Below are 23,326 nucleotides of genomic sequence, written 5' to 3'. Positions count from 1 at the left end.
AAGTAGATGACCTCTTTAATGTCACTTTAGATATTTATTATTATTCATTATAGTCTTCATAACAACTTATCCAAAAGGGGCATTAAGATTTAATAGTTTCTTTAACAAATCAGAATCAAATGCCATATTACAATGTCCTATGTAGAAGACTCCTATATTTAAGTCATGTCTTCAGCTCCGTATTTATTCAGAACCATAACGATTAAATGATTTTTCAAACTATCAACAATTCATCCCAATGTGGGATAATAATTTTCTTCCACATCAATATTAGACGGTGCATATAAGATAGCTGATCCCTACTTCTTCAATATTTGTGAATATCAAACCTGTCACTTTTTGCACTTCCGTAGGTGAGTTTTTCTCCTGCTATATCAAATGAAGCTTCTATGGTTATTGAAATCTTTAAAGCTCCTCTAATTATCTATATTATATGGTTAAGTTTTGCATCTATTTCTTATACCGTTCCAGTATTCACGACGTCTAGAGGCTTAAGGATTCCCAAGATCGCCGACTGAGGCACGGTCAGATCCAGGGGCGCTGCCACTTAGCCTTACTGATGTGTTTGCCTGACTTCCCCGAAATGCCTCAGGCGGACCGAGGGCCGAATGGCCGAAGCGTGTTACGGTGTTATCCGATGACCTATACTACTTGTATAACTTAAAACAATCAATTTAGTTGGAATAAATAACCACAAGTTTCATCTATTTCTTTGTTAAATATAAGCATTTAAATTTACAGGAGGATTATCTGGATATCTAGTATAATGACTGCATATTTCTTTGTATATTCCAAGCGCTTGTCCTAGAAGTGATTCCACTGTAATAAAATTGGGTTCATTTGATAATACACTGGAACAATCTATAACCAACTCATTTTCCTCAATAGGATCAAAAACGAGGATATTACTTTGATTATGATACTTCATCATTGGAATAGTTATATTTGGAAACTCAATATTAAGTATTCTAATTGTACGAACTATAATTTGTTCAATTAATAGTTCTGATTTACGCTTTTTTTCAAGTGAAATAAAAAATGATTCAATGTTTGGAAATAACTTCGGTGAAACCGCTAAAAGTAATTGAATCATAAAATACGTTATATAATGAATAGCATCTGCAGAACCAATTATTCCAGGACCAGCATTTAATATAAAGTATATTTCTTCCTTTTTATTAAACTCCTGCATATAATAATTGAATCCCATGGGAACTGGATGTGCAACCTTTGATAATGCTGTGTAAAGCAAGTCATATTCAATTTCTCTCCCTATTTGTTCCGAACGATATTTTATTTTCGAGTTTCCCCATTCTTTTGAGGCGTGGTCTTCTATGTAGGTTTGTGTTAGGATTGGAATATCTGGGTCAATAGCCTTTAATTTATTGATATATCCATCAATAGCATGAAAATAAAACTGCATAAATGCTCGACTTCTTTTAGTTATGTCTTTCAGCATATATTCACTAGATATTAAAGTTTCCTGTAACGTGCGACATAAAACCAAAGCATCTTGAGAATATCCTTGCAAAATTAATAGGATTCCAGATCGATATGTTTTATATCCTTTAATAAAAAGATGTAGAAGTGGAGACAGTTCACTATCAAAGAATAGCTCCTGCTCAGCATTTAATAATTCTATTTCAACTTTTTGAACCAACTCTCTAGAAACTATTAGATGTTCTTTAAATTCTATTTCAAGTTGTTGTGTTATATGTTGATATGGATTCAAATCAGTAGAACCTCCTTTAAAACTCATTTCCTTTTCTCTTTTCTTGTCCTTCACTTCCTAATTTTTGTGCTGGTTCCTATGCTATTCATTTCTTCTTCATTGAAATCTCGCTTTTCAAACGTCTCAATCTGATAAGCATACTCAACAGCAGCAAAATGCAGTAGTAATGCTCCAATCGAATTGCTTTGATCATTGAATAGAAAATCGAGTTGTTCTTTCGATAAACTCCTTACTTCTTCTAATGTTTTAAATCTTGCATAATTCAAACATAGAAAGAAGTCGACTAATTTGAGCTAAATAACCCGGAATATCTGTTACAAGGTAAATATTATTCATATTTATCATTTATAGATTTCGCCCCGTCATTATATTATTTGAATTTCATCTAACGTTTATAGTTTCACGACGTACACTCACCTGAACTTGCTCTTGCTTTTATCAGGTGTTTTTTTCTGGTGGCGAGATTACTTCTTCGTTTCCTCTACTTCCAACCGAGGACGAATGTCCGACGCACTTGTGTTATGTGATGAACTAGAGCGCCCAGATATAATCATCTGTTAAATCACCAATTTTAGTAGTTGAAAATTCTGCAACTTCATATCGTTTATCCTTAGAAAGAGTCGCAAATCGAAGATGTTCGTTCGTGTCCATTAATCTATAGTCATAACCAACTCTAAAAAATCCTCTCTCAATTTTTTTATAGGAATTAATATATACAAGTACAAATGGCCCATTGGCCCAATCAATATATTCATGTGAATTAGGTAAATACACTTTAATTAATTCATCATTTTCATTTTTAGTGGAATAGGATTTAAAGTATTCTTGTCTTAATTTCAATTTATTTTCCACTACTTCCTTTAGCATTAATTCGTTAATATTATTTATGATATAATCATCGACTTTTATATCAAGTTTTCTTTCTAATTTATCTTTTAAAATAGTATTCTCCAATATTTCTTCGATAATTCTTTCTCTTATTGCCTTTGAAAATTGTATTATGTAGGTTGATTTAATTTCTACATGATGATATTGCAACTCGAAAGCTAAATTAATAGCTATTTCATTGATAGAAATAGGTTTATATGCATAAAAAAGCTTGTAAAACAATCTATCTAAGGATGGACTATAGCAAATAAAACGAATATGTCTTTTGTCAATAATGTTATTATTCTTTAAAACTTCGTCTATTAAATTTATCCAAATTTTATATGCGTATTTATCAAATGTTTTTGAAATAAATTTTCTTTGAAAAATATTTTTTAGTATCGTAGGTATTAGGTCCTTAATATCTATATTAAACATTTTTTACCTCCCGAGTTATTTTTAGTTTAGTTTTTAAAGTAACATTTTTTGTATTTACGAGCCGGCCGCGATACGGTTAGTCTGTGCGAATGTGTCAGCTGAATCAGCATCACTCCTTGCGGACCGAGGGCCAAGAGGGCAGATGCGTGAATAATATTGATGTTATATGATATCCCCGCCTCTATTGAATTACAAAGATGCTACATCCTTTCATGAATCAATTGATATTTATTACTTCTCATCTTCATTTGATATACTGAGATTCCTTTTCTGGTTGGCTATTTCAACTAATTTATTCTTGTCTTGATCTATAACCTTAACTTCTAAATAAATGGCTAGTGGTTTTGGAACAGTATAAGAACCTGCATTTTCTAAAATCCCATTGGAAATGATTAATCGCCATTCTTTCTCATAAGACCAAACGGATGAGTTAACCATTGCAGCATATATTGCAAAATATATATTTACACTTTGATTATTTAATGTGTTTAAATTAACAAAATTAGATAGGTCAAACATCTCATCTCTATATATAACAGGGTGCAACATTCTTACTCTTGGATCTGATAAACCTAATGATTTAAAATCATATTCAATACAAAACCCTTTGTGCAAAGCGGCATAATGACTCCACATTAAAATTGAGTTGTTAGTCTCACTAAAGCATGAAACATATGTACTATTTAAAATCATATTCTTGAAGTCATTTATTGTCGTATCATGTTCGTTCTGAAAAATGTCTCTCATACTCGTTGCAAGTTGGTCCAGATGCTCTTTGGTAAAATTACTATCTAATTTTGCAATAAACGGCCATAAAATAATCTTCAATAAATTTTTTACTTTCCTTCAATCCATTAATGTCTTGTTCATCTACTTGTAATCCTATTTTTACTAGTAATTCTTCTACTTTATCTTTAAGTACCACTTCCTGAAGTGGTTCAGACTGAAAGGAAATGCCACAGTCAAAAGGGTCATTAAAGTTGACTGGATTAGCCAACCAAATTCTATCATATTCTAAATTTTCAAAAAAATATTTATTACAAGTTCGATACTTGTATTATCTATGAGGGATATTATGGTATTAGATACTGTGCTTCTTTAATTTTCAGGTCTTTGTTATCAACTGGGAAATGAAGTTTAATATATTCATGTATCCAATTTTTTGATTGCATTAAATCCCTTAGCTCCTGAGATTTTATTTTTTTTGTATTGCGTGGATTTCTAGTAACGTCTTTTTTGCGAACTTCGCAAAAAATCAACTTCTAGTGATATCTACGAACTCGCGAATACCTATAAATTCGCGGAAGTGTACGAAACCTGCCTGCTCGAGGACGAACTCGTCTCTTACATCTCCCCCTTTTCTCCGCCCCCGATACTCTCTCATATACGATAACGGGCTCATCATGCCGCTCTCGTTGCAGACATGCGTGTAGTGCTCCGTTGCACAAGCTTTTGTCCAAACTAAGCATCCTATGCGAATCCTAACACCAACTCCACTTCACTCTACTTTCCCAAATTCAAACTCACAACGCTCCCCCTCCCCTAAGTATACCTACAGAGTGTAATATTGGAAATATCATCATACATAGAAAAAGAGACACCACCTCCGCCTATAGGCAGATCGAAGTGTCTCCGATGCTCTCAGTTAACAGTATATACGAACACTAGCTTTAATGGAGATTTTCGTGCGTTTTGCTGAAAATCATTTTAGAGTAACTCATCCCGTCATCTATAACATCCATTTTGTTTTCAGCACATCAAAGAAATAAATCGTAAATTTGTTTAATAGACACATGTTAATGCGACTTGTTCCCTCGAAAGTTAAAAATTGCTGCACTGCTGCAGTATTCTCCAATACAACTAGCTACCCGATATTGATTCCTGCAAATCTGCAGGAATTTTCCCCACTTTTGCTCCGAACGGGTTAAAAAAGGCCCAAAAGCTGCGCTGGTGCAGCTTTTGGGCCGAATTCCTTCAGCAAAGGAGTAAATTACTGTAGTTTTGCAGCAATGGTTCCCCGGACGGGGCACTTCCCCCCGGAGGCCCGGCAGCGCTGCACCTGCACCTGCAGGGGCCAAGTGCTACTCCATCACCCGCGCCAGCTCGGTGAATATCACGCCGAGCGCATAAGCGCCGGCGTCGGGGTAGCCGAGACTGCGCTCGCCAACGGTGCCCGCCCGGCCCATCCGGGCGACGATTGTCTCCGTATGCTTCGCGCCTTGGACGGCGGCTTCCGCCGCGGCCGTCGCAGCGGTCTTCACATCGTCGCCCGCTGCGGCGCTCCGCTCCCAGGCGTCCGCGAACGGCGCCAACGCGTCGATCAACGTCTTGTCGCCGACAACCGCGCCGCGGCCGAAGGAGCGTTCACCGGTGTCCTGAATCCCCTTGACCACCGCCTGCATCATCTCCGCGAATTCCGGAACCGTCAATTCAGTGCGGTCCCCGGCATATTTCCCGGCCGCCCGGAACGCCGACCCCCAGATCGGCCCGGAAGCGCCGCCGCAATGCTCCATAATGACCAAGGAGCAAGCATGGAAGAACTCGCCGATATTCCCGGCGTGATGCGCCATTATCTCATGCCATTCACGCTTCAATTGCTTGAAGCCTTTGGCGACGCTCATGCCGAAGTCGCCGTCGCCGGCATGCGAATCGAGCTCGCAGAAAGGCACTTCATTCTCGATAATAATCTCACTCATTTTATCAGTAAGATAGATCAAGTTGTTCAGCGAGAACACATTCCGATCAATTTTCGCATAGGCAGGATCCGTCTCGCAGCGATAAGACACGGCTTGCTTCTCCGCCGTCTCCGCAGCCTCTTCCTGGACAGACAGCGGCGCGAACGGTCCGCTGACCTGCAGCGCCGGCGTATCGCAGTCCGCCGTCAAATACTTCTTCAACTGATCATCCAGCCGCATCAGAGACACGGAAGCGCCGGCCATATCGATGCTCGTCATATAGTTCCCGACGAAGACCTTGACGATGGACACTCGACGACTGCGGATTTCCCGCACGACCGCGTTCGCCAGCAGATACAATTCCTGCAGCGGCGAGCCGCCGAACCCGTTCACCAGCACCGCAAGCTCATCAGCGGAGCCATCGTCCAGCTTCATGTCGCGGAACAAATCCGCCACCATCTTCTTCGCCAGCTCATCCGCTGACTGCATCTTCTCCCTGCGAATGCCGGGCTCGCCGTGAATGCCGACGCCGTACTCGATTTCATCCTCGCCCAGCTCGAACGTCGGCGTCCCTTTCGCCGGCACGGTGCAAGAAGTGAGGGCGAAGCCGATGCTTCTCGTGCGGTCGATCGCATGTTGGGCGACAGCCTTCACATCGGCCAATTCTAGGCCCGCTTCGGCGGCGGCGCCGGCGATCTTATGCACGAGCACCGTTCCGGCCACGCCTCGGCGGCCGACCGTATACAGACTGTCCTCCACCGCGATGTCGTCGTCCACTTTGACATAATCGACCTTAATGCCGTCCTCTTCCGCGAGATGGGCCGCATTTTTGAAGTTCATAATGTCGCCGCTGTAATTTTTGATAATGAGCAGCGTACCCTTTTTGCTGGCAGAAGCCTTGATCGCTTGATAGACCTGAATCTGGGACGGGGAGGCGAACACATCGCCGCACACCGCCACATCGAGCATCCCTTGCCCGACGAAGCCGGCATGCGCCGGCTCATGGCCGCTTCCCCCGCCGCTGATCAAGGTGACCTTGTCCCCGTTCAGCTCTCTCTTCTTCACGATCTTGTATTTGCTGATGAACTCCAGTTCCGGATGGGCAAGCACCAGACCGCTGCACATTTCCCGGACAAGCGTCTCCGGCTTATTGATGATCTTCTTCACGATTATTCACCCTTTTGCTTAAATTGCTGGCCGATCTGATCCGCGACGCGAATCGCGGCCACCACCATATCTTCATTAACCGGGAATGGCATCGAATGAATCGACTCTTCCGCGATGCAGGCTTTGGCCGCCACATTCCGCAGCTCTTCATCCGTCACGCTCGTCACGCCAATATCGGGCAGACAGACCGGCAGGCCTACGCTGACGCAGAATTGCAGCACTTCATTCATTTCCGCGGTGCTCGCATTTTCCAGAACCAATTGCACGAGCGTCGTAAAGGCCACTTTCTCCCCATGATAATAATGATGCGTACCCTCCAGTGCCGTCAAGCCATTGTGGATCGCATGAGCTGCCGCGAGACCGCCGCTTTCGAAGCCCAGGCCGGACAGCAGGATATTCGTTTCCACAATATTTTCAAATGCAGGCGTCACCAGATTCGCGTCGCAGGCCGCTTTGGCCTTGGCTCCATCCTCCAGCAAAGTCTCATAGCACAGCTTGGCCAGAGCCAGCGCGGCCCGGGTGCCTATCGCCGCACCTACGCCCTCTTGCTCGCCGCACGGAAGACCTGCATTAACTCGCGAATACGAATTCGACGTCGCTCTCGCTTCGAAGTAGGTAGACAGCGCATCCCCCATCCCGGCGACCAGGAAGCGCGTCGGCGCATTCGCGATGACCGTCGTATCGATCATGACGACCGTCGGGCTTTGCTTGAAATAAGCATAATCGTCGAACTCGCCCTCCGGCGTATACAGCACGGCGGAATGGCTTGTCGGCGCATCCGTCGCCGCGATCGTCGGCACGATAATGAGCGCTTCGCCCTCTGCGACGCATTTGGCAGTGTCAATCGCCTTGCCTCCGCCCAGTCCGATCGTACAGGAACAGTTATGCTCCGCAGCCAGTTGCTTCAACCGCTGCACTTCCTGGCGGGAGCACTCCCCGTTGAAACCGCTCTCAACTAGTGTCACTCCATAAGTTTTCATTGTATGTTCAAGCTTCGGCTTGACGCGCTGCACATCGTCGGCATGGGCAATCAGCAGAGCCGATTCTCCGAAGGTCTTGATGAAATATCCCAGATTCAACAGCTCATTTTCACCTTGTACATATTTGGCCGGACTGATAAACGCTCTTCTCATTGCGTAATCCTCCTCTGCATGATTTGTATCTCCATTATAGTGGCGGCACGGGACAAGATCATGGCACTATTCCTGCAAAATAAAGCGCTATCTCATCGTATTTTCTTATCCTCTAGTTCGAAAATGGTATTATCTTGTCCTGTTATCCGATTATTATGTGCTATAATAGAGCGGGGCGTACGGAAGGAGAATGAGTGATATGACCTCGCGTTTTAATCTGGACAGCATCATCGATATGGAAAAATGGCAGACGCTGCAGGACTCGCTCTCTCTCGTTACGAAAATGGCCGTTATTACGACCGACTATAAAGGCGTGCCGGTCACGAAGCACAGCCACTGCCAAAGCTTCTGCCAGGCGATACGCCAGGACGAGACCTTGTCGCCCTACTGCCAAAAATGCGACGCTCGGGGCGGCCTGGAAGCGGTGCGGCTGAACAAGCCTTATATCTACCTCTGCCACTTCAATATTGTCGATATCGCGATCCCGATTATCGTTCACAATCAGTATATGGGCGCGATCATGGCCGGACAGGTCAAGCTGCGCGACAACCCGATGGAGATGGAGCAGATTGTGACGCGCCCCTCCAATGCCATCGCCAACGCCAAGTTCCGCAGCCTGGAGCAGGAATACGAATCGCTTCCGGTCCTGTCCTATGACGAAGTGGTGACGATCTCGGAGATGCTGTACCATCTGTGCAATTATATTGTAGAGGAAGCGATTCATAAAAACGCGACCATCGATATGTACCGCCAAGCGTTAACCGGCACGAACCCGGTCCTCGATTCGTTCGCCGATCAGGCGTTCCGCAGCATTCAGACGATGAAAAGCGAGCTGGAAAACACGCTGATCGACAGCCATATCAGCAGCATGACGCAGCAGAGAACGGAATCGTCCAACCCGATTCTGCAGCCGGCATTCGATTATATTTATACGCATAAAAGCGAAAATGTGAAGCTCGCCGATATGGCGGCCCTATGCCATGTCAGTCCGAGCTATTTCAGCCGCATCTTCACGAAGGAGACCGGAGAGAACTTCTCCGTGTTCATCCCCCGCCTGAAGATGGAATGGGCCAAGCAGCTGTTGGAGACGACGGATCTGTCCGTCTCTCAGATCAGCAACGATCTCGGCTTCAGCGAACCGAGCTACTTCATTAAAACGTTCAAAAAATTCGAGCGGATCACGCCAGCCCGCTACCGGCAAATTTATCAGCGCTAGAGAGATCTGCTCCATCGCAAGCGCCGCAAGCCAACGTCCGTCAGACGTTGGCTTATGTGTCTGCCGCGAAGCTCCGTTGAATGTCTTCCAGGAAGCTTTGGACCGCGGGAGCCAAATACCGGTTTTTCATATACGTCAAATACACCGTCCGTTCCAGCGCAGGCGAATCCATCGTTTTCCGGACAATGGACACATCCTTCGGTTCAACCAGATAATTTTCAGGGATGATAGCCACCCCCAGATTCTCTCTTACTAAGGTCAAAGCAGTCTCAAACCGTTCAATTTCAAATTGGATGTTCGGGGATGCTTCTTCAAGCGCGAAGGCTTCCAAAATATCCTCCCTCGTCTGGAACCCCTCCATGCTAATAATAAAAGGCTCTTCGGCCAGCTCGGCAAAAGTAATGGATTCCTTCGCGGACAAAGGGTGAGCCCGGTGCAGCACAAGCACCAACTTCTCCTTGTATAAAGGAAGCGATTCGATGTCCTCCTCCTCAATGCACTGATTGGTAATGATAAGATGGGTATGGTATTTCCGCAAGGAATCGATGACCGCCTTCCGGCTCAACACCTCGATCAGCTTGATTCGCATCGAAGGATACCGGCCTTGATATTCGCGGATCACCTTCGGAACCCAATGCCTCACCGACTCGATCATGCCGATGATCAGCTCCCCGCTCCCGGTTAGCCTTACTTCCTGCATCTCCTTTTTCAAAATATTCATATGGGACAGAAGCTGGAGCGATTTGGTATACAGCACTTTGCCGGCGTCCGTCAGCTCTATTTTTCGGGTGCTTCGTTCCAGCAAGGGCGAACCGACCTCCTGCTCCAGATTTTTAATGGCGTTGCTTAACGAAGGCTGGGAAATATGCAATTTTTGTGCCGCTTTGGAGTAGCTCAACTGATCGGCAACCGTCACGAAATAAAACAATTGCTTGATGTCCAACGCCATCTTCCTTTCTAATTTATAGCTCCAGGCTATTAATTTATTAATATTATATATTTTAAATTATAAGAATGTCATCTTATAATAATACAAACAACCGAATACAGATCAGAACTCAGAGAGAGGATGGGAAAATTGCAAAACAAGGTTGGATCTGATGTGTGGACCGGACGGACGGATCATGCAGAGAGAAGAAGCAGCTTTCGCTACCATCAAATCGTGGAACCGATCGATCTGGATACATGGCAGGCTGCCTCTGCTGCCTGTGCCAAGACTTGCGCCATCATCGGGTTTGAATGCGAGGAAGGCGTGCGGCGGAATCAAGGCCGAGTTGGCGCAGCCCAAGCTCCGAATGCGATTAGGCGAGCGCTCGCAAGCATCCCCTGGAGAGCCGAGGAAGGACATCGCCTGGTCGATGCCGGCAATATAAGCTGCATCGGCGAACGGCTGGAAGAAGCCCAGGAAGCATTGGGCCAGGCGGTCTCCCGCATCCTGTCTGCATCGGCCACTCCCATTATATTAGGCGGAGGCCATGAGACCTTGTATGGGCATTATTTAGGGGTCCGCCAACATATCGGCGCAGACGCTTCGCTTGGCATCATCAACATTGACGCCCATTTCGATTTGCGCGATTACGACCGGCAGCCATCCTCGGGAACGATGTTCCGGCAAATATTGGAGCAGGACCACAACAGCCATTATTTTGTGCTCGGCATTCAGCGCTTTGGCAATACGCAGGAGCTGTTCGACAAGGCGGACGAGCTTGGTGCGGGCTATATTTTGGAAGAAGAGATGCAGGAAGGATTGATGGATGAGATTACATCCGCCTTGCATGAATTTATCGACCAGCATGATTATGTGATGCTTACCCTGTGCACCGATGTGATCAATGCGGCATTCGCGCCGGGAGTCAGCGCCCCGTCCCCTTTCGGGTTGAATCCGATGATCGTCCGCAGCCTTATCCGTACGGCAGCATCACATTCGAAAGCGCTTTCTTTTGACATTTGCGAAGTGAATCCGGCCGTAGATGAACAGGGAAGAACCGTAAAGTTAGGTGCTTACTTGACGAATGAAGCCATTATGACCATTTTAGGGAGGGACAACGATGACACTGGCACTTAATCAAGTGAACACGATATTTTTGGCCGTCGCGCTGCTCGTACTGGGGACATTCCTTGTCAAAAAGACAGGCGTGCTGCAAAGATTTTGTATTCCGGCCCCCGTGGTCGGTGGACTGCTGTTCGCCATTATCGCTACGATTCTGAAGACGACGGGCCTGCTTACTATTACATTAGACACCTCGCTCCAAAGCCTGTTCATGCTCACGTTCTTCACCACGGTAGGCCTGGGCGCCAGCTTCCAGCTTATCAAACTGGGCGGCAAGCTGCTCGTCATCTACTGGCTTGCCTGCGGCTTCCTCGCTCTGGCGCAAAACGTCATCGGCGTCTCCCTCGCTTCCCTATTCGGCATCCATCCCCTGATCGGGATGATGGCCGGAGCCGTGTCCATGGAAGGCGGACATGGAGCCGCAAGCGCATTTGGACAAACGATTGAAGAGCTGGGAATCCCGTCCGCGCTGTCCATCGGGATTGCGGCCGCCACGTTCGGTCTTATCGCCGGCGGATTGGTCGGGGGCCCTACGGTAAAGTATCTGCTTGGCAAATACAACCTAAAACCGGCCGAATCCGCTGAGGACGCTGTGGACGTAAAAGAACACGCACAGCCGATTACGACTCATACTTTCTTCATTCAAGTCTTGCTCATTACCTTCTGCATGGCGCTAGGGACCTATTTGGGAGATCTGTTCTCATCGGCAACCGGCTTCGTCCTGCCCGGCTATGTCGGAGCCATGTTCGTCGCCGTCATCGTCCGCAACATCGTGGATAAATTCAAGCCACAAGCCATCGATATGAAAAGCATCAACCTCATTAGCGACGTCACGCTTGGCATTTTCCTGTCCATGGCGCTCATGAGCATCAAGCTGTGGGAAGTAGCCGATCTGGCGCTTCCGATCCTCGTTATCGTACTGGTCCAGGTCGTATTTATCGTCCTGTTCGGTATTTTCATTTTGTTCCGGTTGCTGGGCAAAAACTATGACGCCGCCGTAATGGTTGCAGGCTTCACGGGCCACGGCCTCGGCGCCACGCCCAATGCGATGGCCAATATGGCTGCGGTAACGGAGCGCTTCGGCCCTTCCCGCAAAGCGTATCTGATCGTTCCGATTGTCGGCGCCTTTCTGATTGATGTGTTCGCTATGCCGATCATCATTACAACGCTTAACTTATTTAAGTAAAAAAATCTCACAGGTATCAACGCCGCGTCAATTATGGAACGGCTGAAGTAGATGGACCTTGTCATGCAGGCATCCGCAGCGAACAATCGCGAGCCCCGATCACCGCGTTACGTTTTTCGTGTTTGCGGACAAGTTGTAAGGGCCTAGCTGCTTCGGAGTAAACGCATACGGCGAGTGTTCGTCCTTCAGCCACATATTCCCCTTGATGATGAAAATATAGACGGCAATCACAAAATAAACCGTGCCCAATACCCAGTCCCATGCGCTTGCCAGATTGTGGGTCACGATATGATAGATATACCAGCCGCCGATCGGAAAATGAAGCAGCAGGACGGCGCCCAAGCCGGGATTGTAGATCGTTTTGGCTTTGATGTTGGCAAAGATGCCATGCCATATAAATTGGAAAAAGCCCATGAAGACGGGAGCAAGACCAAGCCAGATAAGATGCGGTACAAAGACGGGAAGAAGATAAAACAGATAAGCGATGCCGAGGTTGATAATCATGGCAGATTGCGTATTCAGCGGGAAGCGCTCCGGATGCTCGCTTCGAAAAATGACGCCGTTAAACAGCCCTCCGAAATAACCCGGCCACCGATATTCTTCGAATTGATGCACTAATATCGCCACAAAGCTGAGCCACAACATGATCTCGATTTCCGGCATCCGCTCTCCATTGACCACCAACCCGATGCATACGAAGAAAGCGACAACGATCCCCATATCCTGCCAATGATCTCTTAGAAATTTCATTTTCCTCGCTCCTTTGCTTCTCCATGTTCTGGAAAATAGCGTTCAAACAAGAAATCGATTTGCCGATCGATAGAAGCTTGCTTGACTCCGGCCCCGGATTCAAGCAGCGGCTTCATTAATGCGGGGAGAAAAATAGCTCCGAAAATTTGCGTAATCATCATCATTAACAAGTCCGGCCGTTCCTCCCCCGTCATCTCGCTCAACACCTTTTGCAGCTTATGAAATCCGGTGGCCCGCAAAAATTCCCCATACTCATGCTGGGTCGCGAACATCGCCGAGCCGGCGGCTATCGTGTGCAGCACCAGCTCCGGATATTGCTGAATGACCTGAACATAGCGGACCAAAAATAATTTCAAGCGCTCCTTCGGCGGCACAGACACGTCATCCAGCACATCGAACGTATCGCGGAAGCCGATCAGCAAGCCCTTGATCGCCTCGTTGATCAGCTTATCCTTGGAACCAAAATAATAATTGACAAGCGCGATGTTCGTGCCGGAACGGGACGCGATCTTGCGAATCGTCACGCTGTCGAATCCTTCCCGTTCGATAACATCCAACGTCGTCTGCAAAATCTTCTCCTTGGTATCATTGCTCTGGTCTGGCGGTGTCATTGAACCCCTCCTAATCCTGAATTGTTGTAAGATCATTCGTCTTTCCCCATCCGCGCCGGGTCGCGCTGAATTGAAGCAAAACACCCTTTTAAAAATGGAGGAAAACATTCTTTTAAACAGTGTTTAAATCATCGTTTAACGAAAGTGTATCACCTTTTTCAGAACAAAGCAATGGATGAGGCAAAACAAAAAAACCTCCCGTCCACCGTGTGGAACTGGAGGTCTTGATCACTTCCCGCTTATCTTTGCAGGAATTTCTCGATTTCCGCAACTGCCACGTCCCATCTTCCTGCTTGGCAATGCTGTTCCCCGCCCGTTTCGCGGGTAAAGATTTTGCTTATGATCGATTTGCAAAATTGACAAATATATAATAGTTAAGTAAACTTAACTTAACTATAAACCTATAAAATGAATCAGGGATGATAAATCTGTGCATGATTATTCAATAATTATAGACAAAATTAATCAAAAATTTGAGCAGTTCAAGTTGTTAGTTTTACAAGAAACCAAAGAGGTTGGGGAATTAGACAACTTTCACTTAACTCCTCAACAAGAACTTATCATGTTTTATATCATTCGTAATGAGCCGGTAATTGCGAAAGATATTGCAAATCATTTTGATATTTCAAAAAGTGCGGTTAGCCAAGTAATTTCAAAGCTTGAAGAAATGAAAATGATATATCGTCAAGAGAATTCAATAAACCGTAGAGAGAACTTTATTTATCTTGGGGATAGGGGGCAAGAGTTTCATCAGCTTCTTAAAAAAATTGACGACATTCTTGTGGAAAAATATTACTCGAAAGTAAGCTTAACAGAGTTAAAAAATGTTCTTGATACATTAAATAAGATTGTCGGAACTAAAGAAAACAAAGGGAGTTAAGATAATGGAGAAAAATTTGAAGCAACTAACTAATCGTATACATTATTTACCGCATGATCTTGAAACAGATCGGCCAATACTGTCTGCCATATGTGGGATTCACCAAACTTTAATTGTAGATGCAGGAAATTCTGATGAACATGCCAAGTTATTTCTTGGTGAACTAGATCAATGTCAAATTACTAATTATCATTCTGTAGTATTAACACATTGGCATTGGGATCATTGCTTTGGAACGAATCAGATGAATATGTTAACCATAGCACATGAAAACACAAAAATGCATCTTGAAAAAATTATGGAATATGATTGGTCAGACGAAGCTTTAGATAATCGTGTAGAAAAAGGCTTAGAGAATCAGTTTTGTTCAGAAATGATAAAAAAAGAATTTGGAGTAGACAGAAATATTACCATTACTTTACCCAACGTTACTTTTAAGGAAAAAATCGAGATTGATTTAGGTGGTATTCGGTGTGTAGTCAAACATGTAGGCGGAGATCATTCTGATGACTCCTCACTCATTTTTGTAGAGGAAGAAAAAGTACTTTTCTTAGGGGACTGCTTGTATCCAAGTATTTACACACAACAACCACAATATAAGATTGATAATGTTAGACAACTCTTAGAAAATATTGAAATGTTTGATGCCGAAATCTATGTGCTTTCGCATGAACCTCCATTATCTAAAGATGATTTTATGGGTTATTCAAGGTTATTGAAGTTAATTTGTAATTTAACAGAAAAACATCAAAGAAACCACTTGAATTTGGTTAATGAGCTATCTACTCAACTAAATCGTAAATTAAGTCAGTTAGAAGAAGAAATTGTTTATTGTTTTATTAACGGATTATCAGTTGGTTAAACCCGTGAACCATGATTTAGTAGTTTTCATATTTTTAGGAATCAACTCGATTTCAATTTTTCACCTATGTATCTTTTTCTTTTCGTATATTTGGATTATATGGATAGGTGCTCTAACCAAGTTCTAACTAAGAGTGTGCATCGCTATCGCTGCAATGCTGCAAAAATACATTATTCTCATAGCCCCCGCTATTCGGGCGAGTGAATCCTGCAAAAAAGCAGCAATTTCGCCCGTTATCGCTTGGACTAGAGGCGAATCGGACAAAATGATGCGCCCATGCAGGAATTCTCCCGATTCGACCGGCCAAATGCTCAAAATACTGTAGTTTCGCAGGATTCCAAGTCGCCGCTCCCCTTTCATCATTGGAAAATCCAAAAAAACCAGGGGCCATCGCCCCTGGTCTAAAGAAACTACTGTTGCAAACGCAGCACTTACTATATTACTGGCCCTGATGTGTCATGCAACCATACTACTTACGCAGAAGCACCATCCCCACACTAGTTGTTCCAGACTCAGCACGACTCATACTACTGCTCAAACCCAGCACACGCGCATTAAGCTTCCGCGCCCCCGCCGCAGCAGCGAGTTACAATCCGCCGCAATGCCCGCTAACCGGCATCAGACATGGCTGATCTACGAATTTACTCGGATTAACTTCAGCACGACCGCACAGATTGCGACATTCGCTAGCATCGGCCTACTCTTTGAAAATCTAGATCTCACAAATACGGATAGTTCTTGTTCACAATCAGCACATTCACCCGCCAGGGCAAGCCTTCACCGGAGCGGAACCGGATCGCCGCGTAGCCGTCCCGTCTCTGCGCGATCGGCACAATATCCGTCGCGAATTCTCCCGCCCGCAGCGGCCGTTCCGGCTTCCAGACGCTCTGCCCTTCGATCTCGACGATCGTATACGAAGGGAGGGCGCTCTCTCCGGAGACGAAGAGCAGATCGTAGCGGCCTCGCGGCAGCTCGATCAAGAGCGTCGCCTCCTCCGTCCCGCCGATAAAATCCCGCCGCAGCTCATCCGGCCCCCCGCGGTCCTCCGCGATCAGCTCCCCGGCAGCCGCCCAGCCGATGCCCGCATACGGCGTGAACGACATCTGCGGCGTTAACGGGCGGAACGCCTGGCCGACGATGCCGTCCATATGCACCTGCCTCGGCAAGGCCTTACCGTAATGCTTGGCTCGCTTCCCCGGGCCGCAATCGATCCGGTAGGCGGCGAGGCGCGATTCCCGATAATTGCCCGTATAATAATCGAAGGTGAAATGATCCAGCAACTGATAATGCCGCGTGTCCCGATCCTTCCCGAGAAAAACCCGCCGGCCCGTATGCGCCTCGCGGACGCGCGGGGAAGCACGATCCGGACCAGACATACTAGCTTGAACTGGCACATCGACTTCTCCCACCTCGCCGGACTGTTCCGCCTTACTGGATTGCCCTGCCTGACCATACTGTCCCGCTTCACCGAACTGCCCCACCTCACCGGTCCGCCCCGCATCACTAGACAGAGCGGCCTCACCAGGATTATCGGACTGGCCTGGCTCATCCCACTGTCCCGCTGCCGCCCCTGCGGCCCTAGCCTCGGCTCCCGCCTCCCCGCACAGAAGCAGCGAGAGACCATCAACCGCAATCGCCGCCGGATACACGGCGTACTCTCCGCCTGCCTCCGTATCGAAGACGAGCCGCCCCTGCTCCCGATGATGCGGGATCGGGCTCCACCCGGATTCGTCCAGCCGCGCCACGGCCGCTTCCACCTCCGGGCCGAACGGATGGACCAACACGGCCCGCTGGCCCGCCTTGCTCTTCAGCCTGACCCAGGCCGTGCGGCCTTCTCTCAGGGCGGCGCTAACCTCGAACGCGCCCGCCGCCAGCAGATTGCGGAAGCTGCACTCGTCCCACTTGGCGTAAGGGCGAACCTTATGGCCGACCTCATGCGCGTACAGACCGGCCATACGTTCTGGCTCCGGCTCTCCTGACGGGATGGCGGGGAACACCTCGATGGCGCCGGACCAGCTTTGCAGCAGCATTTCATTAATGGCGGCGACGACCTCCCCGGAAGCCTCCATCATATGGGGATGATAGAGCGGTTCATTCGTAATGTTGCAGTAGTTCATCCACCGCTCCGTCTCCTCCGCGAACAAGCCATTGCTCCGCAGCGACAGATCGATGCCCTGCTCGTAGAGCAGCCGCAGCGCGGCGTTCCCCTTGCCCAGCCGCGAGGCCGCGCAGGAGAGCCACCCGAACTGGAACACGCCGAATTCGGTATGATGCTCCGCATAGCGGAGCGTGTTCTCCGCGAGCTGCCGCAGCTCCGGCGCGCTATGCTTGCTGAGCTCGCCGATCGGATAGATCGGCATCAGCAGCGAGGGATGGCGCAGATGCATGTCGGCGGGCGCCCATTCCGAATCGCGCAGCACGGGGCCGTAACGCTTCGACTCGCCCGTCGGATAAGGGGCAAGCCGCTCCGCCAGCTCGCTCCAGCGGCGGTAATCCTCCTCCGCCTCGCCCAGCAGCCTATTGGCTTCAACAGCGATGCGAAGCAAATGCTTCACCGTCGCCAGCGTGCTGACCGAATTCCGCGTCAGCGGCCCCTGCTCCGGCGAGATGTCGGGGAAGACGCCATACATTCCGCTCTCGCCCTCCGCCTCCACAATCCCTTCGAAAAACCGCAGGATGCGCTTGAACAGCGGATATGCCTTCTCCTGCAGGAACTGCCGATCCATGCTGTAGCGGTAATAGTCCCACAAAAATTGCGCGCACCAGGGCCAGATGCTGTAGTACAGCGCATGCGGATAATCGCCCGCGATGCCGTCCTGCCCGTAAAACTCCCGCGCCATCCGCTCCGCTTCCCCGGCATAGGACAGCAGCCCGTCGTGGAACGCTTCGGCGATTTCCAGATGATTCGCCGTATAGAGCGGCCAGAACGCCGCCTGAATATTGACGTCCCAATACCACATACTGCCCCACTTGGTCGGCTGCTTAATATCCCACAGGCCGTTCAGACCGCAGGCCTGCTCGGCCATTCTCCCGCCCTTGCCGCTGCTGCAGGCGATCGCATACAGATTGATATGCCACAGATCCTCCAGCAGCGGATCCGGCAAGGAGACGGACGACCGTTCCCAGAAGCGCGTCCAGTGCGCCCGGTGGCACTCCTTCAGCCGCTCGACCCGGGCGGCCTCCCGATTCAACCGCTCCAGCGCGGCGGCCTCCAGATCCGGCGCCTCGGTCACGACGGTCGTTAGCAGCGTCACGGACGGCTCGGCCGCCTCAAGGCGGATTCGCATCCCGTCAGCGCATATGTCCGCTATCCCCTTCGCTCCGGCGATCCTCGTCATGACGAGAAAAGAAAACGGCTCATACGCCTCACGGTCCTCACCGTCCGGATAGAAGGAGCCCCGATAGCAAAAGGTCGTGTCATCGACCTGCCAATAATCTGCGGCCAGCTCCGTATACCTCCGGGCCGGAAGCGACAGCGACACCGCCTCCAGCAGCGAAGGACAGGTCTGCCGGATCTCGCACAAGATATAATCGCCGTCCGGGGCAACAATCGTGCGCATCTCCAGCTCGTCCTTCCCCCGCTCGATCCACAGCCGGACGCATGCCTCCTCGACGTCAAGCTGCAGGACATAGCGGTCGGGGTCCGCCAGCTCCGCGGACGGGAACAGCCCAATTTCCCCGGTCGGATAATGTGACACGCCTCCGGCCGGTTTGCCATAGCGGCGGTGCAGATTATGCTCCGACAGCGCGTCGCCGTACAGGAAGAACGGCTCCCGCTCCGGATCGCGGTACATCTCGCGCGCCCGTTCCTTCAGTTCCTCATAGGTGCGGCCGTACATCTTCCGGTAAGGACGCCGCTCACCGGAGCTATACGTCTGGCTATAACGGTGAAGCTTCCGGTAATACACCTCGTAATGATTCATCGCCAGCGTCAGCTTATTATCCTCGAAGAACATCATTCCGCCGAAATGCCCGTTGCCGAGCGGCAGCGCCTCGTTCCAGCCGCTCGGGGCATTTTCATAGCTTACCGTATGCATGATGCCGCCTCCTTCGCCTGCTTCGCTTCCATTCGCCGCCTACCAATAGCTGCGCCAGTCTGTTCGGGCCCGCACCAGCGCCTCGAAATAAAAATAATCGCCCCAGATGCAGCATTCGTCGACGCCGTTGCCGAGAGGCTTGCCGTAGACGGCATGGAGGAGCACTCCGTTCGATTCGGGACGCGCGGCCGAAGTGTAGCGCGCCGCCAGCGAATCAAGCGTCAGCAGCGCCGCATTCTCATACAGCCGGCGGTGTTCATGCGTCAGCGGCAGATGCTTCGCCAGCTCCATCATCCCGCAGGCCGCGATCGCCGCGGCTGAGCTGTCCCGTTCTTCCTCCCCTTCAGTAAAGATCAGATCCCAATAGCAGACATAATCAGCCGGCAGCCGGTTCAAATAATAATGAGTCACGTTCTCCGCTTGCTCGAGCAGCGCCGCATCCCGGGTATAGCGGTAACTAAGCGGAAGCCCGTACATCGCCCACGCCTGGCCGCGCGACCAGCAGGAATCGTCGGCATAGCCCTGCGCGGTCTTGCCGTACTTCGGCTCGCCCGTCTCCGTATCCATATAGAACGTGTGATACGTCGAAGCGTTGCCGCGAATGAGATAGCTCGCCGTCTGCCGGATATGGCGCTCCGCCGCCTCGTGATAGCGATCATCCCCCGTCATCTCGGAAGCCCAGTAGAGCAGCGGCAGATTCATCGCGCAATCGACGATCATCCGCCCGCGCTGGCTCGGATTGTTCAGATTGCCCCATGCCTGAATGATGCCCGCCTTTGCGAAATAGCGCTCCATCAGAAGCTCCGCGGCCTGCAGCGCGATCGCCTTCGCTTCCGTATTGCCGGTGAGCTTGTAGGCGGCGATGCAGGACAGCGAATAGAGGAAGCCGAGATCATGCGTCCCGGTCGCAATCCGCTTCTCGATCCGCTCCTTGTAGCTCTCCAATTGCAGTTCGGCCGTGTTCCGGTATTTCGCCTCGCCGGTCACTTCATAGGCCAGCCAGAGCATGCCCGTCCAGAAGGACGAGGTCCATTCGGTATTTCCGATAGCCGGATAGATGAGATTGACGCTTGCCGGCGCCGGGAACTGGCGGGCGAACGGCTCCAGATTGCGATCGATCTGGCGAAGCACATATTCAATCGCCTGATCGCATTTTTCTGTGCTCCATACCGCTTGCCCGCTCACCCCGAAGCGATGCGGTTCCGCGATCGCTTCCCGAAAAATATTCGTGGTGGTCATAGATTAGCCTCCTTATCGCGTTCGCAAGAGGAACGCTGAATGCTGATGCGATACTTGCCCGGGGTCACTCCCTCCAGCTTCTTAAAGGCACGAATGAATACGACGTCATTCGTATACCCCACCATCTGAGCGACCTGCGCATTGGTAAGATCGGACTGCGCCATATGCGCCTTCGCCAGATCAATCCGGGCACGGGTAATGTAGTCGGTCAGATTCTGGTTACTCGCCTTCTTGAAGAAGCTGGATACATACTGCGGAGTCATGCCGAAATGATCCGCGATCATGACCAGCCCCAGATTCTGATCATGCAGATGAAGTTCGATCATCTGCATAATGTCCGCCAAGAGCTGCTTGCTGTGATCGCTCTGAGCCGTCTGGAAGGAGGCCGTGAGCCGTACGAACAAGCGCTTCGTCTCGGCGTGCATCTCTTCCACGGTCTTATAATTGAATAGATTTTTGATCGGATCGATATTCGGGCCCAGCAGCGCTGCATGATCCGTATTGGTCGAATTCGTAATTTTCAGGAACGTGCTCATAATATTGAAAAACAGGCACATCCCCAGCTCGAATGTCGTCTTGGCCGCGTTGAAATTCATCTCGTAAATATTGTCCAGCAGCTTCCCGACATTCTCGGTATCCCCGCTCTTCACGTGGTTGACCAGCTGCGCTTCGAATTCAAGCGGATAATAATAATGCGGGGTGACATCCTGAATCTCGCCGAAATGGATAACCGCATTCCGTCCCCGGAACATGCGGTAGTCGAAGGCTGCCAGCGCTTCCAGATAGGCATGGCCGATCTGGGCGGGACCCTCATGAATATCGCTGACCGCGATCGTCAAGGAGATGCGGAACCGGTTATGCATCATGTCCAGCAATTGCTCGGTCATCTCCTGCAGATCCTTCGCGTGATCCTCCGCCAGCGCAGGGTCGAAATTACAGAGAAAGCCAATCCGGTCCCGCTCCAGCTCGACGGCATAGCCGATATGGCGGGCCTGAATCATATCGGTTCCGATATTCGAGATAATGAAGCGAATCTGCGTCCACTTCGCCTCCGACTCCTGGTTCGCATACCCCGTAATGTCTTCCGCCTGCACGATGAAGACGGCGAACCGATCCGACAGGAACTCCATATTCAGGAAGTCGAGCTGAGACTCGAGCGGCTCCCGATCGAGATCTACATACCCGCGGATAAGGCGCGAGAGGAAATTGCTCCGGATGACCGGAGCCTGCTGCAGCAGACGGCTGCGCAGATGCTTCTCTTCGAGCAGCGTCCCCTCGATCGATTCGCGGATGAACTCATATTCATTCCCCGGCCGCCTCCGATCCGGCTTGCCTTGGATAATGGCGTCGACCATTCTTTTCACGGGACTATAATGACGGTAAGCGATCCAGTAAGCCGTCGCCCCTCCGCATCCCAAGGCCACGATCAAGACGAAGAGCGCGATCTGCTTCATGCTCTCGACCCGCTGCATGAACCGATCCTTCGGCATCACCGACACATAATGCCAGCCGGCTTCCGCGGACGAAGTATAAGACACGATGCTATCGGTACCATTCCAGGCGTAATTGAATAAGCCGGAGCCCTTCGCCAACTGATCCGCCATCTCGTCAGGCATCTCAAGGTCGGGATCGGTAGCCGCGATAATCTCCCGGTTAGGATTCACGATGAAGATGGTGCTATCGTTCGCCAGCTCGATCTGCTTGAACATTTCCTGCACCTTCTGCTCGTCGATCAAGATGACCAGCGAGCCGCGCGTCCCGCTCACTTCATAGATTGGAAGCGATTGCACATACGTGATCACCTTGGCCGGGCTCCCGCCATTGACCGGATCCTGCAGCAGCGCAGCCGAAGGCAGATAGGTCATGCTGTGATAGCCATCCAGCATGCCGGAGCGCCAGGCTTCCGCATCCATCTCCGCATACGCGTAATACTTTTCATAGAAGGTCGTCGCGTCGGTTCGCAGTCCCGGCTTCAGAATCAGGTCCCCCGCCTGCAGATGAACATAGAAGTCCTTCACGAAGCCGCTGGCGAAGCTCTGGTAGCGGTTCAAATAGTCGCGCACGAACTCGACCTGCTTATACGACTCCTCGCTTGCCGTTCCGCTGGAGCTGAGGAGAGCGGTCAGCTTCGGATTGAAAGCCACCTGCTTCGCGAGGATGTCCAGCTCCTTCAGCTTATGATCCATCGATAGCCGAAGCTGCTCCAGCATCGCCGAGTTGGACCGTCTGGCATTATTTTCGAGCACATCCTCCACCATCGTATAGAGGAACAAGCCCATGGTGACCGGAATCAGCAGCAAGCACAGGTTCGACACAATCATCGCCGTCAAGACGCGGCTCAAGCTGCGTTTGCGAAGCTTCAGAAGAAGGTTCATTATCGATCGCAAGATGATCCCTCCGCTTGTTGAATTTGGAATGAATCATGTATCCTTCGTGATCGATCCCCGATTCCCTGCTTCTTCCTTTTGATTTGTGACCGCCAA

Annotated in this window: 18 protein-coding genes; 5 read left to right on the top strand and 13 right to left on the bottom strand. The window is 49.4% G+C overall.

Going from position 1 to position 23,326, the window contains the following annotated elements:
- Positions 1–715: 715 nt before the first annotated feature.
- The 7 genes from NNL35_RS15565 to NNL35_RS15535 all read right to left on the bottom strand — a co-directional run bounded on the left by NNL35_RS15565 (position 716) and on the right by NNL35_RS15535 (position 8,012).
- Positions 716–1,786 (bottom strand): DUF5677 domain-containing protein, encoded by a 1,071-nt coding sequence (locus tag NNL35_RS15565; RefSeq protein WP_254553582.1) that lies wholly within the window; start codon positions 1,784–1,786, stop codon positions 716–718.
- A complete protein-coding gene (locus NNL35_RS15560) occupies positions 1,783–1,998 on the bottom strand; it encodes a DUF664 domain-containing protein (protein WP_238535242.1) in 216 nt (71 codons plus the stop codon). Before NNL35_RS15560 ends, NNL35_RS15565 begins: the two co-directional genes overlap by 4 nt.
- Before the next feature lie 265 nt (positions 1,999–2,263).
- The gene (locus NNL35_RS15555; protein ID WP_006674671.1) at positions 2,264–3,037 is read right to left on the bottom strand and encodes a hypothetical protein; all 774 of its coding nucleotides are present in this window, start codon (positions 3,035–3,037) and stop codon (positions 2,264–2,266) included.
- A 231-nt stretch (positions 3,038–3,268) separates the two neighbouring features.
- Positions 3,269–3,865, bottom strand: a complete 597-nt coding sequence (locus NNL35_RS15550; RefSeq protein ID WP_006674672.1) for a DUF2971 domain-containing protein — start codon at positions 3,863–3,865, stop codon at positions 3,269–3,271.
- Positions 3,825–4,034, bottom strand: coding sequence for a hypothetical protein (locus tag NNL35_RS15545; protein WP_158000418.1), 210 nt, complete (start codon positions 4,032–4,034; stop codon positions 3,825–3,827). Before NNL35_RS15545 ends, NNL35_RS15550 begins: the two co-directional genes overlap by 41 nt.
- Before the next feature lie 1,084 nt (positions 4,035–5,118).
- Positions 5,119–6,879 (bottom strand): dihydroxyacetone kinase subunit DhaK, encoded by a 1,761-nt coding sequence (gene dhaK / locus NNL35_RS15540; protein WP_006674673.1) that lies wholly within the window; start codon positions 6,877–6,879, stop codon positions 5,119–5,121.
- 2 nt (positions 6,880–6,881) lie between these two features.
- Positions 6,882–8,012: a glycerol dehydrogenase gene (locus NNL35_RS15535; protein WP_006674674.1), complete on the bottom strand. Its 1,131-nt coding sequence runs from the start codon at positions 8,010–8,012 to the stop codon at positions 6,882–6,884.
- 199 nt (positions 8,013–8,211) lie between these two features.
- Here NNL35_RS15535 and NNL35_RS15530 point away from each other — a divergent pair, with 199 nt between their 5' ends.
- Positions 8,212–9,228, top strand: coding sequence for a PocR ligand-binding domain-containing protein (locus tag NNL35_RS15530; protein WP_006674675.1), 1,017 nt, complete (start codon positions 8,212–8,214; stop codon positions 9,226–9,228).
- 52 nt (positions 9,229–9,280) lie between these two features.
- On the opposite strand, the gene NNL35_RS15525 is transcribed toward NNL35_RS15530, so the two are convergent.
- Positions 9,281–10,171, bottom strand: a complete 891-nt coding sequence (locus tag NNL35_RS15525) for a LysR family transcriptional regulator (protein ID WP_040729458.1) — start codon at positions 10,169–10,171, stop codon at positions 9,281–9,283.
- A 126-nt stretch (positions 10,172–10,297) separates the two neighbouring features.
- On the opposite strand from NNL35_RS15525, the gene hutG reads away from it, so the two are divergent.
- Together hutG and gltS are read left to right on the top strand one after the other, a co-directional pair.
- Positions 10,298–11,293, top strand: coding sequence for a formimidoylglutamase (gene hutG / locus NNL35_RS15520; RefSeq protein WP_040729460.1), 996 nt, complete (start codon positions 10,298–10,300; stop codon positions 11,291–11,293).
- Positions 11,277–12,464, top strand: coding sequence for a sodium/glutamate symporter (gene gltS, locus NNL35_RS15515; RefSeq protein WP_006674678.1), 1,188 nt, complete (start codon positions 11,277–11,279; stop codon positions 12,462–12,464). The genes hutG and gltS overlap by 17 nt, the downstream gene beginning before the upstream one ends.
- A gap of 99 nt (positions 12,465–12,563) precedes the next feature.
- Here the strand turns inward: gltS and NNL35_RS15510 are convergent, their stop codons facing one another.
- Together NNL35_RS15510 and NNL35_RS15505 are read right to left on the bottom strand one after the other, a co-directional pair.
- Entirely contained in the window at positions 12,564–13,214 is a 651-nt protein-coding gene (locus NNL35_RS15510; RefSeq protein ID WP_006674679.1) for an HXXEE domain-containing protein, read from the bottom strand.
- The gene (locus NNL35_RS15505; protein ID WP_006674680.1) at positions 13,211–13,825 is read right to left on the bottom strand and encodes a TetR/AcrR family transcriptional regulator; all 615 of its coding nucleotides are present in this window, start codon (positions 13,823–13,825) and stop codon (positions 13,211–13,213) included. Before NNL35_RS15505 ends, NNL35_RS15510 begins: the two co-directional genes overlap by 4 nt.
- 430 nt (positions 13,826–14,255) lie before the next feature.
- Here NNL35_RS15505 and NNL35_RS15500 point away from each other — a divergent pair, with 430 nt between their 5' ends.
- Together NNL35_RS15500 and NNL35_RS15495 are read left to right on the top strand one after the other, a co-directional pair.
- Positions 14,256–14,705, top strand: coding sequence for a MarR family winged helix-turn-helix transcriptional regulator (locus tag NNL35_RS15500; protein ID WP_006674681.1), 450 nt, complete (start codon positions 14,256–14,258; stop codon positions 14,703–14,705).
- Positions 14,706–14,709: 4 nt separating this feature from the next.
- Entirely contained in the window at positions 14,710–15,567 is an 858-nt protein-coding gene (locus NNL35_RS15495) for an MBL fold metallo-hydrolase (RefSeq protein WP_006674682.1), read from the top strand.
- A 719-nt stretch (positions 15,568–16,286) separates the two neighbouring features.
- Here NNL35_RS15495 and NNL35_RS15490 read toward each other — a convergent pair.
- Genes NNL35_RS15490 through NNL35_RS15480 form a run of 3 tightly spaced genes read right to left on the bottom strand, consistent with a single transcriptional unit; the run spans position 16,287 to position 23,230 of the window.
- On the bottom strand, positions 16,287–19,604 hold the full coding sequence (locus NNL35_RS15490) for a glycosyl hydrolase family 95 catalytic domain-containing protein (RefSeq protein ID WP_254553581.1): 3,318 nt from the start codon (positions 19,602–19,604) through the stop codon (positions 16,287–16,289).
- A gap of 39 nt (positions 19,605–19,643) precedes the next feature.
- Positions 19,644–20,843, bottom strand: a complete 1,200-nt coding sequence (locus tag NNL35_RS15485) for a glycoside hydrolase family 88 protein (protein ID WP_254553580.1) — start codon at positions 20,841–20,843, stop codon at positions 19,644–19,646.
- A complete protein-coding gene (locus NNL35_RS15480) occupies positions 20,840–23,230 on the bottom strand; it encodes a helix-turn-helix domain-containing protein (RefSeq protein ID WP_254553579.1) in 2,391 nt (796 codons plus the stop codon). Before NNL35_RS15480 ends, NNL35_RS15485 begins: the two co-directional genes overlap by 4 nt.
- Positions 23,231–23,326: the final 96 nt, after the last annotated feature.

Source organism: Paenibacillus dendritiformis, assembly GCF_945605565.1.
GTDB classification, from domain to species: Bacteria; Bacillota; Bacilli; order Paenibacillales; family Paenibacillaceae; genus Paenibacillus_B; species Paenibacillus_B dendritiformis_A.
This window is presented reverse-complemented; position numbering and strand designations above follow the sequence as displayed.

What these genes read in the sequence shown, in the direction of transcription:
- NNL35_RS15555 (WP_006674671.1), bottom strand. Translation starts at nt 3,037, where the DNA reads ATGTTTAATATAGATATTAAGGACCTAATACCTACGATACTAAAAAAT.
- NNL35_RS15535 (WP_006674674.1), bottom strand. Translation starts at nt 8,012, where the DNA reads ATGAGAAGAGCGTTTATCAGTCCGGCCAAATATGTACAAGGTGAAAAT.
- NNL35_RS15530 (WP_006674675.1), top strand. Translation starts at nt 8,212, where the DNA reads ATGACCTCGCGTTTTAATCTGGACAGCATCATCGATATGGAAAAATGG.
- hutG (WP_040729460.1), top strand. Translation starts at nt 10,298, where the DNA reads ATGGGAAAATTGCAAAACAAGGTTGGATCTGATGTGTGGACCGGACGG.
- gltS (WP_006674678.1), top strand. Translation starts at nt 11,277, where the DNA reads ATGACACTGGCACTTAATCAAGTGAACACGATATTTTTGGCCGTCGCG.
- NNL35_RS15510 (WP_006674679.1), bottom strand. Translation starts at nt 13,214, where the DNA reads ATGAAATTTCTAAGAGATCATTGGCAGGATATGGGGATCGTTGTCGCT.
- NNL35_RS15505 (WP_006674680.1), bottom strand. Translation starts at nt 13,825, where the DNA reads ATGACACCGCCAGACCAGAGCAATGATACCAAGGAGAAGATTTTGCAG.
- NNL35_RS15495 (WP_006674682.1), top strand. Translation starts at nt 14,710, where the DNA reads ATGGAGAAAAATTTGAAGCAACTAACTAATCGTATACATTATTTACCG.
- NNL35_RS15490 (WP_254553581.1), bottom strand. Translation starts at nt 19,604, where the DNA reads ATGCATACGGTAAGCTATGAAAATGCCCCGAGCGGCTGGAACGAGGCG.
- NNL35_RS15485 (WP_254553580.1), bottom strand. Translation starts at nt 20,843, where the DNA reads ATGACCACCACGAATATTTTTCGGGAAGCGATCGCGGAACCGCATCGC.